Source organism: Amycolatopsis sp. cg5 (assembly GCF_041346955.1).
Classification (GTDB): Bacteria; Actinomycetota; Actinomycetes; order Mycobacteriales; family Pseudonocardiaceae; genus Amycolatopsis.
This window is the reverse complement of the sequence record NZ_CP166849.1, coordinates 1,280,791-1,294,279: the sequence shown is the minus strand read 5'-3', so window position 1 is coordinate 1,294,279 and position 13,489 is coordinate 1,280,791. Positions and strand designations below refer to the sequence as shown.

Genomic DNA, 13,489 nt, shown 5'->3' with positions numbered 1-13,489 from the left:
TGCCTTATCAGCGCCCGTAACAGTTGCTCCATTTCGGTGAACGCACCGGGTGGTTTCCCGACACGAGCGAGTGACGGGATGATCGGAAGAGCGGAGTCCGCTGGGCGGCCGGGGCGGTGGCCGCCCAGCGGGGCCCGCTCAGGGCGCGACGGCCCAGGAAATCTTCTCAATACCGTTGTTGATCGCACCGATTTTGGCGAACGCGGCCTTGTCGAGGTTCAGGTCGCCTTTCTTGCCGCCGGTGTCGACGTCGACGATCTGCACCTTCACCGAGCCTTTCGGACCCAGGTTTCCGGCGTACGGCGCCGCGAACGCGACAGGCGCGACCAGCACGGAAAGCGCGACGGCGGAATACGGGAACAAGCCCTTTTTCTTCGCCTGGCGACGGTGCCGGAAAAGACATTAAAGCGTCACCGCGCGATCGATCAGCCACCAACCGAGCGACAGACTAAAGTCTATGCGTCACAAGTCTCGCCGATCAGCACGCCTGCCGCGAGCTCCTGCCCCACATACCGGAACGCAACGCTTCTTTGTCATATGCGCCAAAGGAAGTATGCGGTAACGCGGTGACGAACTCGACGAGCACGAACACCCCACCGACCCGCTCGGCCACCCAGTGGACGAGGTCTTCCTCCGTGATCGGGGAACCGGGATCCGGCACCACGACGGCTTTCAGCGCGTCGCCCATTCCCCGGTCGGAAATAGCGACCACGCACGCCTCGCGCACGGCGTGATGCGCGGTCAAGATCGATTCGATCTCGCGCGCGTGCACGGTCGAGCCGTTCGCGACGATCAGTTCGCGCTCGCGCCTGGCGATGTAGACGAAACCGCGGTCGTCGGCCACCGCCCGGTCACCGGTGAGCAGCCAGCCGTCCCGCAGGGCGTGCTCGGTCTCCGCGCGCCGGTTCCAGTACCGCAGCATCACGTGCGGCCCGCTGGCCGCGATCTCGCCGGTGCGCCCGGCGGGCACCTCGCCGCGCTCGCCGTCGACGATGCGCAGGTCCGTGATCGCGACCGGGCGCCCGCAGGACGAGAGCGGGGTGTGATCGCCGGAAGCCACGGCGGCCGCGTGGTCCCGTTTGGTCAGCACGGTCAGCTGGTTCGGCGCCTCGGTCTGGCCATACAGCTGAGCGAAGATCGGCCCGAACTCCTCGATCGCGTGCAGCAGCCGCCGCCGGTCGACCGGCGCGCCGCCGTAGACGACCGTGCTCAGCGAAGACACCTCCGCGCGGGCTTGGGACATCCGGTCCACCAGCCGATACAGCCGGTCCGGCGCGACCAGCGTCGCGGTGATCCGCTCGCGGGCGATCACCTCGACCAGCACGTCGGCGTCGAACCCGCCGACGAGGACGTTGGTGCCGCCGCGCATCCACACCGGCAGCACGAACCCGCCGCCCGCGTGCGTCAGCGGCGCGACGTGCGCGAACCGGTCGCGGTCGCCGAGGCCGAGTTCGACCAGCTCGCTGAACAGCACCGCGATCATCGTGCGGTGGCTGTGCACGACACCCTTCGGCTGGCCGGTGGTGCCGAGCGTGTAGTAGATGCCGTACAGGTCGTCCTGGCACACCCCGGGTGAGCCAGGCCGGTCGGACCGCTCCGCCGTCAGCCGGTCCAGCGCGTAGCCGCCGGGCAGCACGGCGCCCGCGTCGGCGCAGACCACCGCGTCGACCCCGCTCGTGCCCCTGATCCCCCGCACCCGCGCGGCGTGCGCCGCGTCGTGGACCAGCACGCTCGCGCCGGAGTCGCAGAGGATGTGCTGGTGGTCGGCGGCACTGAGCCGGGTGTTGAGCGGGACCACGACCAGCCCGGCCCACAACGCGCCGTAGTAGACGTCGAGCAGCTCCGGCCGGTCTTCCATCAGGATCGCGACCCGGTCGCCCTTTTCCAGCCCGAGCCCGCGCAACGCCCGGCCCGCGCGCCGGATCCGGCTGACGAGTTCGCGGTAGGTGATCCGGGTTTCCCCGCACACGACCGCGATTTCCGGCCCATACGCCAGCGCGCACCGCTCGACGAGACTGCCGATGGTGTGGTCGAACATGACTCAACGCTAAGTCGCACGCCACGCCGATCCCATGTGGGACAAGCACACCCGGGACACCACGAACGCGCGGTATCCCACAGTATCCAGGCTCAGCCCGCGGCCTCCATCGACGCGTCACCCGGTTGCCCCGGTGCGCCCAGCGCGCGCCGCAGCCGCAACGCGACCAGCAGCTCGGTGCGGCGTTCGGTGAGCGCGTCGCCCAGCAGCTCGGTGGCGCCGCGGATCCGCATGCGCACGGTGTTCTCGTGCACGCCGAGTTCGGCGGCGGCCTTGGCCTGCGAACCGGCCGACAACGACATCAGCAGCGTTTCCCTGATCCGGTCGGCGCGTTCGCTGTCTTCGGCCAGCTCGCCCAGTTCCTCGGCGATGAAGCGGTGCGCGGCGCGTTTGTCTTCGAGCAGCAGCGCTTCGAGCCGGACATCGCGGTACCACAGGCAATCGCCGGGATAGGCGAGCGTGGACCGCAGCCCGGCGGCACGGGTCGCCTCCTCGTGGGCGCGCCGGACACCCTCCAGCCCGTTCGCGGGCCCGCCCATCGCCATCGGCATGCCCAGCTGTGAAACCGCTTGCTTGATCCTGGTGAGCGCCTTGGCGTCCTGCCTGCGCGAGTAGCCGAGCCAGGTGGCCCAGCTCGACGCGCCGCGCTGGACGACCAGCGAGCCCCACGCCCCGGTCTGCTGTCGCAACGTGGCGACCGCGCGGACGACCTCGTGCCGGTCACCGGTTTCGATCAGCAGTGAGACATGACAGGCACGCAGCCGATAACCGAGCACGTCGTCGAGGAGCTGGCCGTATTCCGGCTTGGCACCGTCGAGCAGCTCCTCCACCAGCGCGCGGCGGCGGTCCTCGCCGGTGCTCGCCAGCTGGTCGGTCACCGTCTTGTACTGATCACCGATCAGGTCGACGGCCTTGGTGAAGTAGGCGAAGACCGCGTGCGTCGGATTGCCGAAGACGCCGCCCATCGAGTGGTCGCCGCTGTCCGTCGCGAGGAACGCGAGCGCGAGCCACTGCTGCCAGAACTGCTCCAGCCCGACCCAATAGGCCCGCTCGAGCGAAGAGAACGGCATACCGAGCTCGGCGGTGAGCCCGGCGAAGGTCAGTATCGGCGCGAATTCGGTGTCCTCGACCGTTTTCCGGCCGGTCGCGATGTCGACCAAGGACCCGATGTTCGTGCCGACGCACCGCCGCAGCACCTGGTCGAACCCGGTGTCGGCGGCCTCGACCGGGAAGACCCGCGTGGCGATGGCGTCGTGCACCGAGGTGACGATGGCGTCGAGGTCGATCCGGTTCGCGGCCTTGGCTGAAACCTCGCGCGGCGGGGACATCGACGGACCTCCTGCGGGCTGCCGGGACCGGACTCAGTCCAGCATGGTCCCGGCGGCCCAGGCGCACAATGGCGGTCAGCCACCCTGCGGATTGTGGTCGCTCACCCCGCCCCAGCGCGACGGCGGCAGCACGATCACGCGCACCTTGCCGATGATGTTGTCCACCGGCACCGCGCCGGTCACCCCGCCGGTGCCCTGGCAGCGCGAGTCGCACGAGTCGTTGCGGTTGTCGCCCATCACCCAGACCATCCCGGCAGGCACCTTCACCGGCTCGAACGCCTGCTGCGTGTTGGGCTCGCCCAGCCAGTGGATGTACGGCTCGTCGAGTGGTTTCCCGTCCACGAGCACGCGGTTCTGCGCGTCACAGCACTGCACGGTCTGCCCGCCGACGGCGATGACCCGCTTGACGAAGTCGCGCTCGTCCGGCGGCGCGAAGCCGACGAGCGAGCCGAGCCAGCGCAGCGCGCCGGTGATCACGTTGCCGGACTCCTGCGGCGCGAGCTCGGCGTTGCCCCAGGATTCGGGGCCCTTGAACACGATCACGTCGCCGGGGCTCGGCTCGGCGAAGTCGTAGACCACGCGGTCGACCAGCACCCGGTCGCCGAAGCAGCCGGTGCAGCCGTGCAGCGTGGCCTCCATCGACTCCGACGGGATCATGAAGACCTTGCCGAGGAACTGCTGGATCAGGATGGTCAGCACGAGTGCGACCGCGATCAGAATCGGCAGTTCCTTCCAGAATGACCGTTTCTTCTTCGGTAGCTTGCCCCGCCGCGAGCGCCGCGACCTGCCTTCGGCTCGCGTCGCACCGCCTTCGGCGTCGTCATCGTCTTCGGCGGCATTCGGGGTAACGGGTTCGACCACGTCGTCAGGCTACCCATCAAATGCCGATGACGGTTGGGTTGCGATGCCCGCGCCACGGTCGGGTGACGAGGCAGACTGGGCCGCCGACCGAGAGAAGGGGGCATGGATGTCGAAAGTTCGCACACTGGTCGTGGCCACGCTGTTCGCGGTGCTCTCGCTGATCGGGACACAGGCGCACGCCGCACCGGCGGAGCCGGTCGCCGCGGTCGCGCACGCGCACACCCAGACCGCGGACGAAACCGCTCAGCAAGATCAGAAGACGGCCAAGAGCAAACTGGTCGCCGGCGGGGTGGCGCTCGTGCTGCTCCTGCTCGTGGTCTGGGGCAGGAGCCTGCGCAAGCCCAAGAAGAAGAAAGAGGAGCCCAAGAAGTAGCGCTGCTCCAAGCGGGTTGCGGTCGTTGCCAAAGACTAGAACATGTTCTTATCTGAGTGCCATGGCCGACACCTTTTCCCGTCGCAGGCTGTTCGTGGGCACCGGTCTCGCGGCGGCGTCCGGGCTAGCGGGCACGACCCCGGCAGCCGCCGCCGAGGAGTTCGACGTGGTCGTGGTCGGCGCGGGCGCGGCCGGGATGACCGCGGCGCTGACCGCCGCGAAACGTGGCCTGAGCTGCGTGGTGGTCGAGAAAGCGCCGGTGTTCGGCGGATCGGCCGCCCGCTCCGGCGCCGGCATCTGGATCCCGTGCAACCCGGTACTGGCCGCCGCCGGCGTGCGTGACGATCCGCAGCAGGCCGCGCGCTACCTGGCCGCGGTCGTCGGCGACGCCGTGCCCGCCGCGAGGCAGAACGCGTTCCTGTCCAACGGCCCGGCGATGATCTCGTTCGTAATGGCGAACAGCCCGCTGCGGTTCCGCTGGATGGAGGGGTACAGCGACTACTACCCCGAACTGCCCGGCGGCATGCCGAACGGCCGCTCGATCGAGCCGGACATGTTCGACGGCAACCTGCTCGGCCCCGAGCTCGCGCGGCTGAATCCGCCGTATATCCCGACTCCGCCCGGCCTGGTGGTGTTCAGCGCCGACTACAAGTGGCTCAACCTGGCCGCGGTCAACCCCAAGGGCGTCGCGGTCTCGGCCGCCTGCCTCGCACGCGGCACCGAGGCCGCGTTCAAGGGACAGAAACCGCTCACCATGGGCCAGTCACTGGCCGGCGCGCTGCGCGCGGGGCTGCTCTCCGCGAACGTGCCGGTCTGGTTGAACACCCCGCTGCTGGACCTGCACAGCGAGGGCGGCAGGGTCACCGGCGTCGTGGTTTCCCGTGGTGGCACCGAAACACTGGTCCGCGCACGGCGCGGGGTGATCGTCGGCTCCGGCGGCTTCGAGCACAACGCGAGCATGCGCGCGCAGTACCAGCAGCAGCCGATCGGCACGGACTGGACGGTCGGCGCGAGCTCCAACACCGGTGACGGCATCCGCGCAGGCGCGCGGGCGGGCGCGGCGCTGGCGTTGATGGACGACGCGTGGTGGGGCCCGGCGATCCCGTTGCCGGACGAGCCGTGGTTCTGCCTGGCCGAGCGCACGCTGCCGGGCGGGCTGATCGTCAACACCGCCGGGCAGCGTTTCGTCAACGAGGCCGCGCCGTACAGCGACGTCGTCCACACGATGTACCAGCGCGGGCACACGGCCGCGTGGCTCGTCTTCGATCAGCACTACCGCAACAAGTACCTGTTCAAGGACGTGCTGCCGACACTGCCGTTCCCCGACTCGTGGTACTCCTCGGGCGCGGCCGTGAAGTCGTGGACGATCGACGGGCTGGCGACCGCGATGGGCGTGCCGCAGAACGCCTTACGCGGCACCGTTTCCCGCTTCAACGGCTTCGCGCGCTCGGGCGACGACACCGACTTCCGGCGCGGCGACAGCGCCTACGACCACTACTACACCGATCCCGGCGTATTCCCCGACTCCTGCCTGGCGCCGCTGTGGCTCGCGCCGTATTACGCGCTCAAGATCGTGCCGGGCGACCTCGGCACCAAAGGCGGTCTCGTCACCGACGCCCGCGCACGGGTGCTGCGCCAGGACGGTTCGGTCATCCCCGGCCTCTACGCGGCGGGCAACGCGAGCGCCGCGGTGATGGGCCGCAGCTACGCGGGCGCCGGCTCGACGATCGGCCCGGCGATGACGTTCGGCTACATCGCCGCGAACGACATCTAGGGCGTGTCCTAGCGCGGCACCCACAGCGTCACACGGGTGCCCCGGCCGGGGCGTGAGTCGATCGTGCCCCGGCCACCGACCTCGGCCAGCCTGGCGATGATCGACTGGCTGATGCCGAACCCCGGCGGCTGTTCGCGCATGCTGAACCCTTGCCCCTGATCGCGCGCGACCACCGCGATGCCGCCTTCGCGCTCCTCGATCCGCAGCACGACCTGATTGGTCCCCGCGTGCTTGATGGTGTTGCGCATGGCCTCGCGCACCGCGTCGCACATGGCGTCGCGTCGCGCCTGCGAGAGCTTGAGTTCCTGGTCCGACTCGGCCGCCACGAGCTGCGTGCGCAACCCGTCGCGCGCCATCTCGGTGGCGACTTCGGCGAGCTCGGCCGCCAGCCCGCGATCGATCTCCGGTGGCTCGACACCGACCAGCTCACGCCGGATCTCGGCCGCCTGCGCCCGCGCGGCCGCGCGCAGCTCGTCCAGCCGGTCCGCCGCCTGCGTGCGATCGCTCGGCGTCGCCATCGACATCGCCTCGAGCGTCTGCAACACCCCGTCGTGCATCACCCGCTGATAGCGCAGCCGCTCGGCCTGGCGCCCCTCCCGCATCCCGATCCCCAGCGCGAACCGCGTCCCGACGCCGAGCACGACCAGGATCCCCGCGGCCACGAACATGGCCACGACCAGCGCGAAGAAGCACCCCACCGACCGGTTCAGCGCGAGCGGATCGGTCAACGGCAGCCCGCCGGCCAGCGTCAGCCCCGCCCGCACCGGAACCGACACCGCGAGCATCACCAGCGACGCCCCGATCCCGAAGAACGAAGCCCACAGCACGATCGAACCGACCATCCACGTCCACGAAACGTCCACCGCGAACGGCTGGATCGCCGCGGGCACGCTCACCGCGACCGCCAGGTTCAGCAGCACCCCGAACCCCAGGTCGACGCCCATCATCCGGCCGACGACCTTCGCCTTGATCCCCGGCCCGCGCAGCACCCAGACGACCGCGGCCACGTTCAGCGCGACCGCGACCACCGTCGCGCTGAGCACCGGCGCCAGCCCCAGCGTCCCATTGTTCGACACATAGCCGATGAACACCTTGGGAAACCCGGCGATCCGGTACAGCAGCCCACCGAGCACGGCATACCGCCCGGCCCGCATGAGGATCGAGTCGCCGTCTTCCTCGACGGCGATGACGGTCCGCCAGTCGGGCATGCTGTCGAGGTCCGGGTCCGGCGAACGGGCCAGCACCGAGGAACCCTTACGGAGCAACGCCTTCACGAAACTGGCGGACGGTGCCGCCGGGCTCGCCTCTGGCATCGGCGTCCTTCCCGTGCGGCGTCGGGCATTGAGCCTGTCAGCGCGGGTGGTCCGCCGTCAAGAAGACTTACTTGGTGGCCATCAGCAGGTATTCGTGCGCCTTGTTGGACACCATGGCGTCGTCGCCGCTGATCTTGCGTTCGTAGAGATGGATCCGCTCGTCGCCCAGCGTCAGGTGACGGCCGAGCACGGCGGAGGCGTCCCACGCGAGCGGGACGAACTTGCCGGCGAGGCGGCGGTTCTGGACCGCGATCACCGCGTGCGCGCCAACGCGCATGGTGCGGGCGATGGCGGCGAAGGCCTCGTCGAGCGCGTCGAGGTAGTCGCCGTACTCGCGCAGCGCGTACATCTGACCGTCCGTTGTGGACTCCTGGTCGAGGTTCGTGCCGAAGTACGGGAGGTCGCAGAGCACGAGGTCGACGCAGCCGTCCGGCAGCGGCGGCTTGCGGGCGTCGCCGCAGAGCATGATCTGCCCCGGGTACCTGCCCTCGATGCGGTGCCCGGCCTCGGCGGCTCGGGACTCGGTGATCTCCATGCCGATGCCGCGGCGGCCTTCGACCGAGGCCGCGACCAGCGTGGTGCCCCAGCCCGCGAACGGGTCGAAGACGAGGTCACCCGGCTTGCTCAGCTCGACGATCAGCGGCCGCAGCTGGCTGACCAGCCCGGCCTGTCCCGCGGCCGCGGCCAGTTCGTGCTCGCCGTCCTCGGCATCGAGCACCAGCCAACTCTGCACGCCCATGCAGCTCACCCCATGTTTCCGCCTCGACGACGCCGGTGAGCATAGCCGCGCGCGTGACCACGAGGAAGACGGTGAAATTACCGTCGCCCGCCCTATTGGAATGAAGCATTCCGTTCTGCTACTGTTGCGGAACCAAGCATTCCGTTCCAAAAACTGGGAGACATCGTGACCGCCGTACTCGAAGCCCCGGCCATGGCGCCGGCGCGGGCCGACCGCCGCTGGCTGGGCCTGTTTTCGATCCTCGCCGCCGACCTGCTGAACCTGCTCGACTCGACCGTCGGCACGATCGCCGCGCCCGCCATCCGCGCCGACCTGGGCGGCTCGACCTCGACGCTGCAGTGGATCGCCGCCGGCTACACCCTCGCGATGGCGGTCGGCCTGCTGGTCGGCGGCAGGCTCGGCGACATGTACGGCCGCAAGCGGATGATGATGGTCGGCGTCGTCGGCTTCCTGGTGGCCTCGTTCCTCTGCGGCGTCAGCTTCTCGCCGGAGATGCTGCTGGCCGCGCGGGTGCTGCAGGGCGCGTTCGGCGCGGTGATGGTGCCGCAGTCGTTCGGCCTGATGCGCGAGCTGTTCGGCGCCGAGGTCGGCAAGGCGTTCGCGCTGCTCGGGCCGGTGATCGGGCTCGCCACCGTGGCAGGCCCGGTGATCGCGGGGCTGCTCGTGGACGCGGACCTGTTCGGCACCGGCTGGCGGATGATCTTCCTCATCAACGTCCCGCTCGGCGCGTTCGCGCTCGCCGTCGGCAGCCGGGTGCTCCCCTCCTCCGAGCCCGCCGCCCGCGGTCAGCGGCTCGACGTCCGCGGCGCCGTGCTCGCCGCTGCCGGCATGTTCCTGCTGGTCTTCCCGCTGACCCAGGGCCACGAACTCGGCTGGCCCGCCTGGACGCTCGTGCTGCTCGCCGCTTCGGTGCCCACCCTGGGTGTCTTCGCCTGGCTCCAGCACCGGCAGGCGCAGATCGGCTCGGCCGTGCTCATCCGGCTCACCGTGTTCACCAAGCGCTCGTACAGCTCCGGCGTCGGTTTCGTGCTCGCGTTCTTCGGCGTGATCACCGGCTTCTCATTGGCCGTCGGCCTGTTCTTGCAGCTCGGCCTCGGCTACTCGCCGCTGCGTGCCAGCCTCACGATGGCGCCGTGGGCGGTCGGCGCGTTCATCGGCTCCGCGCTGAGCAGCATGCTGATGACCAAGCTCGGCCGCCACATCCTGCACATCGGCCTCGGTTTCATGGCGCTCGGCCTGACCGGGCTGTTCTTCACCTTCGACGGCAGCCTGCTCGTCCCGCTGGCGGTGTTCGGGTTCGGCATGGGCATGATCTTCGTGCCGCTGTTCGACATCATCGTCGGCGATCTCGGCGACGACGAGGTCGGCTCGGCTTCCGGCGTGCTCACCTCGGTCCAGCAGCTCGGCGCGTCACTCGGCATCGCGGTGCTGGGCACGGTCTTCTTCAGCGAAGCCGGTCCGACGGCAGGGGTGCCGGAGTTCGTCGGAGCGGCTCGCGTGGTCGCGCTGATCGCACTCGCGCTGACCGCGGTGACGTTCGCACTCGGCTTCCTGCTCCCCAAGAAGGCCCGTCAGTAGGCTGCACCGTCAAGGAGGAGGATTCCCGTGGCGCTCAACGGCAGGAAGGCGCAGGCCGCCCGCAACGACGAGATCATCGTGGCGGCCGCGCGCGAGGTGTTCATCGCCGACCCCTCGGCCCCGATCGCCGCCGTCGCGGAGCAGGCCGGAGTCGGGATCAGCGCGCTCTACCGGCGCTACCCCAGCAAGGACGACCTGCTCCGCAAGCTCTGCTTCGACGGTCTCATGACCCACATCGAGACCCTCGAAGCCGCCCTTTCCGATCGTTCGGACGCGTGGACGGTCTTCGAGACGTTCATGCGCCGCACCGTCGAGAAGGACACCCACTCGATCACCATCGCACTGGCGGGCAAGTTCACCCCCTCCCAGGAGCTCTACGACGCGGCGGCCCGAGCCGGCCGCCTCGGCACCGAGCTGATGGACCGCACCCGCCACGCGAACGCCATCCGCGCCGACTTCGCCGACGCGGACCTCGGCGCGGTGTTCGAGCAGCTGGCCGCCATCCACATCGGCGACGAAGACCGGACTTCGGCACTGCGCCAGCGTTATCTCACGCTCATCCTCGACGGCCTGCGCACAGCGACCACTCCCCTGCCGAGCACCCCGCCCACGCTGGAAGAACGAGCCCAGCGCTGGGCCACGTCGTAAGCCCCGCCGGGGTCGTGAGTGATCCGGCCGGTTCTAACCGGCCTAAACACTCACGACCCCGGCGCACTTGCGGCATCATGATCATCCATGACCGCACCCACCGTCCGCCGCAAGTACGAGCTGTCGACGGTCCGGGTCCGCGACCTGCGGAACCCGGTCGCCGCCACCGGCCCGCTGCCCGCCACCCACGGCGACGACAACGACCCGCGCTACCCGTCGCCGAAGGTCTTGCGAAACGTCCTCGCGGTGCTCACCGACCTGGTGCTTCACCTGGGCATCGGCGTGGCGGTCGGACTGGTCGCGAAGCAGCGGCTGCCGGGGTCGCCTTGGGTGCTCTACGCGATCCTGGCGTTCGTGGCGGCCTCGATCGTGCACCGGATCTTTCTGCAACGGCTCTTCGGCGCGACGCTGGGCAAGGCTTTGACGGGCCTGCGCCTCATCCGTGACGACAACGCCGGGCGGCCGAATCTTTGGGCGCTCACAAGGTTTTGGCTACTCAGCCTGCTCACCGCCCTCTACGCCATCAACCCCTAGCTTCGGGTCGTGACTGTTTTGACCGGTTATGTGGCAGGCACTTTGTGGCCGTTGCACGAGGTGGGACGACGTGAACGCCCCGTTCACAACGTTCAAAGTTGTGAACGGGGCGTTCACGTCGTCTCGCTGGTGAATCACGCTCTTGGACGTGACGAAGGGGGCCCATGTCACGTTCAGCGTTACAAGGGCGGCCTTTGTGTGGTTCAGCCGCACCACTCACGACCTAGGTCTCACAGCGTTTTCTCGATGAAGGCGCGGAAGCGGGCGAAGGCGTCCTCGAGTGACGCCGGGTCGCAGGCCGCGCCGAACTTGCGGCCGTCGCACCAGGACCAGATCCATTGGCCGGGCCCGGGTTCGGTGAGCGCCTTGGTCAGCCTACGGCCGTCGGCGCCCGTGTGCGCGATGTCGATCTCGATGATCCAGCCCGGGTTGTCGAGCGTGTTGATCGTCATGCCGAACTCGTGCTCCCATTCGCCGTCGCAGTGGGCCGCGTACCAGTCCTGCACAAAGCGGAAAGCGCTCACAGCGCGAGCCTAGGACACCGGCTGAAGCGTGACCAAGCGACCAGTTTTGAACGCGTTCAAAAGAGCGCGTACAGTCGGTGGCATGAAGATCGTGCTTCCCGGTGGCACCGGGCAGGTCGGGACCATCCTCAGCCGCGCGCTCACCGCGGCCGGGCACGAGGTCGTCGTGCTCAGCCGCAAGCCGGGTCCCCGGCAATGGGACGGCCGCACGCTCGGCGCCTGGGCGAGCGAGGTCGACGGGTGCGACGCCGTGATCAACCTGGCGGGCCGCAGCGTGAGCTGTCGGTACACCGACGCGAACCTCAAGGAGATGATGGACTCCCGCGTCGACTCGGCGCGGGTCGTCGGTGAGGCCATCGCGCTCGCGAAGCGGCCGCCGAAGGTCTGGCTGCAGATGAGCACGGCGACCGTCTACGCACACCGTTTCGACGCGGCCAACGACGAGGCGACCGGGATCATCGGCGGCGCCGAGCCGGGCGTGCCCGGCTACTGGGGTTTCAGCGTCGACATCGCCAAGGCTTGGGAAGAAGCTCAGTACCAGGCCGACACGCCGGCCACCCGCAAGGTCGCGCTCCGGGCCGCGATGGTGATGAGCCCCGACCGCGGCGGCGTGTTCGACGTCCTGCGCAAGATGGCGCTGCTCCGGCTCGGCGGGCCGGTCGGCGGCGGGCGTCAATACGTCTCCTGGATCCACGAGACCGACTTCGTCAGCGCGGTCCGCTTCCTGCTGGACGGCGACCTGACCGGCCCGGTGAACCTCGCCGCACCCACCCCGCTGCCGCAGCGCGAGTTCATGCGGGAGCTGCGCCGGGCGTGCGGGGTCCGGCTCGGGCTGCCCGCGACCAGGTGGATGGCCGAGATCGGTGCTCTCGTGCTGCGCTCCGACACCGAGCTGCTGCTGAAGAGCCGACGTGTCGTGCCGGGACGGCTGCTCGGCGCGGGGTTCGGCTTCGCGTACCCGGAATGGCCTGACGCGGCGGTCGACCTGGCGCGCAGAGCCCGTTCGTCGGGACTGGCGACCGTTCGCTGACCGTTCGTCGTGGCGGCTGAGCCGGTTCGCCGCCGCGTCCGTGTCCAGAGTGCGCCGGGCACGTCGTGGTCCCGGCCACGAGGAGACCTGGAGCGAGGACATGGGAATCACCGTGGGCATCGTCGACGAGGAGGCCCTCTTCCGCACGGGCGTTCGTGACGCGCTGGAACGGGCCGGGGAGTTCGAAGTCGTCGGCGAGGCACGCGACGGCGCCGGGGCCGTCGACCTCGCCAAGCGGCTCCTGCCACAGGTGCTGCTGCTGAACCTCGGCGGGCTCGCGTTCGCCGAGCGGATCAGGGCCTACACCCCGGACACCCGGATCGTGGTGCTGGCCGCGCCGCACGCGCACGACCAGGTGCTGCCCGCCTTGCGCGCCGGTGTGCTGGGTTTCCTTTGCAAGACAGGGAAAGCGGCCGAGTTCGTGCACGCCGTGCGGGTGGTCGCGGCCGGTGACGCCATCCTCAGCCCCGCCGTCACGCGGAGCCTGGTCGCGCAGCTGACCCAGCGTTCGCCGGAGAACCGGGACCACGCACGCAAGCAGATCTCCCAGCTCAGCCAGCGCGAACGGTCCGTGCTCGCGCACGTCGCGAAGGGGCTCGGCAACGTGCAGATCGCCCGCGCGCTGTCGCTTTCGGAGGGATCCATCAAGGCGCATGTCAGCCGGGTGCTCGGCAAACTCGGCTGCGACAACCGGGTCCAGGCCGCGATGCTGGCACGCGACGCGGAATTGTGCGGCTGAAGGAAATGGT

General features: G+C 69.5%; 14 protein-coding genes. 7 read left to right on the top strand and 7 right to left on the bottom strand.

Annotation, left to right across the window (positions count from 1 at the left end; translation table 11 throughout):
- Window positions 1–138: 138 nt before the first annotated feature.
- The 4 genes from AB5J62_RS06320 to lepB form a co-directional block, all read right to left on the bottom strand.
- Window positions 139–363 (bottom strand): hypothetical protein, encoded by a 225-nt coding sequence (locus AB5J62_RS06320; RefSeq protein WP_370947167.1) that lies wholly within the window; start codon window positions 361–363, stop codon window positions 139–141.
- 115 nt (window positions 364–478) lie between these two features.
- A complete protein-coding gene (locus AB5J62_RS06315; RefSeq protein WP_370947166.1) occupies window positions 479–2,038 on the bottom strand; it encodes an AMP-binding protein in 1,560 nt (519 codons plus the stop codon).
- Window positions 2,039–2,130: 92 nt separating this feature from the next.
- A complete protein-coding gene (locus AB5J62_RS06310; protein WP_370947165.1) occupies window positions 2,131–3,366 on the bottom strand; it encodes a PucR family transcriptional regulator in 1,236 nt (411 codons plus the stop codon).
- Window positions 3,367–3,441: 75 nt separating this feature from the next.
- A complete protein-coding gene (gene lepB / locus AB5J62_RS06305) occupies window positions 3,442–4,227 on the bottom strand; it encodes a signal peptidase I (RefSeq protein ID WP_370947164.1) in 786 nt (261 codons plus the stop codon).
- A 106-nt stretch (window positions 4,228–4,333) separates the two neighbouring features.
- Here lepB and AB5J62_RS06300 point away from each other — a divergent pair, with 106 nt between their 5' ends.
- Both AB5J62_RS06300 and kstD read left to right on the top strand, forming a co-directional pair.
- Window positions 4,334–4,600 (top strand): hypothetical protein, encoded by a 267-nt coding sequence (locus tag AB5J62_RS06300; RefSeq protein WP_370947163.1) that lies wholly within the window; start codon window positions 4,334–4,336, stop codon window positions 4,598–4,600.
- A 61-nt stretch (window positions 4,601–4,661) separates the two neighbouring features.
- Window positions 4,662–6,374, top strand: coding sequence for a 3-oxosteroid 1-dehydrogenase (gene kstD / locus AB5J62_RS06295; RefSeq protein WP_370947162.1), 1,713 nt, complete (start codon window positions 4,662–4,664; stop codon window positions 6,372–6,374).
- A gap of 8 nt (window positions 6,375–6,382) precedes the next feature.
- Here the strand turns inward: kstD and AB5J62_RS06290 are convergent, their stop codons facing one another.
- Together AB5J62_RS06290 and AB5J62_RS06285 are read right to left on the bottom strand one after the other, a co-directional pair.
- The gene (locus AB5J62_RS06290) at window positions 6,383–7,687 is read right to left on the bottom strand and encodes a sensor histidine kinase (RefSeq protein WP_370947161.1); all 1,305 of its coding nucleotides are present in this window, start codon (window positions 7,685–7,687) and stop codon (window positions 6,383–6,385) included.
- Window positions 7,688–7,754: 67 nt separating this feature from the next.
- A complete protein-coding gene (locus AB5J62_RS06285) occupies window positions 7,755–8,426 on the bottom strand; it encodes a TRM11 family methyltransferase (RefSeq protein ID WP_370947160.1) in 672 nt (223 codons plus the stop codon).
- 165 nt (window positions 8,427–8,591) lie between these two features.
- Here AB5J62_RS06285 and AB5J62_RS06280 point away from each other — a divergent pair, with 165 nt between their 5' ends.
- The 3 genes from AB5J62_RS06280 (at window position 8,592) to AB5J62_RS06270 (ending at window position 11,186) form a co-directional block, all read left to right on the top strand.
- Window positions 8,592–10,004 (top strand): MFS transporter, encoded by a 1,413-nt coding sequence (locus AB5J62_RS06280; RefSeq protein WP_370947159.1) that lies wholly within the window; start codon window positions 8,592–8,594, stop codon window positions 10,002–10,004.
- A 27-nt stretch (window positions 10,005–10,031) separates the two neighbouring features.
- Window positions 10,032–10,652, top strand: a complete 621-nt coding sequence (locus AB5J62_RS06275; protein ID WP_370947158.1) for a TetR/AcrR family transcriptional regulator — start codon at window positions 10,032–10,034, stop codon at window positions 10,650–10,652.
- 87 nt (window positions 10,653–10,739) lie between these two features.
- The gene (locus tag AB5J62_RS06270) at window positions 10,740–11,186 is read left to right on the top strand and encodes an RDD family protein (protein ID WP_370947157.1); all 447 of its coding nucleotides are present in this window, start codon (window positions 10,740–10,742) and stop codon (window positions 11,184–11,186) included.
- A gap of 230 nt (window positions 11,187–11,416) precedes the next feature.
- Here AB5J62_RS06270 and AB5J62_RS06265 read toward each other — a convergent pair whose 3' ends face one another.
- A complete protein-coding gene (locus AB5J62_RS06265; RefSeq protein WP_370947156.1) occupies window positions 11,417–11,710 on the bottom strand; it encodes an Imm53 family immunity protein in 294 nt (97 codons plus the stop codon).
- An 82-nt stretch (window positions 11,711–11,792) separates the two neighbouring features.
- On the opposite strand from AB5J62_RS06265, the gene AB5J62_RS06260 reads away from it, so the two are divergent.
- Window positions 11,793–12,740 carry a TIGR01777 family oxidoreductase gene (locus AB5J62_RS06260; RefSeq protein WP_370947155.1) on the top strand — a complete coding sequence of 316 codons (948 nt, stop codon included), beginning with the start codon at window positions 11,793–11,795 and terminating at the stop codon, window positions 12,738–12,740.
- A gap of 100 nt (window positions 12,741–12,840) precedes the next feature.
- The gene (locus AB5J62_RS06255) at window positions 12,841–13,479 is read left to right on the top strand and encodes a LuxR C-terminal-related transcriptional regulator (protein WP_370947154.1); all 639 of its coding nucleotides are present in this window, start codon (window positions 12,841–12,843) and stop codon (window positions 13,477–13,479) included.
- Window positions 13,480–13,489 lie beyond the last annotated feature (10 nt).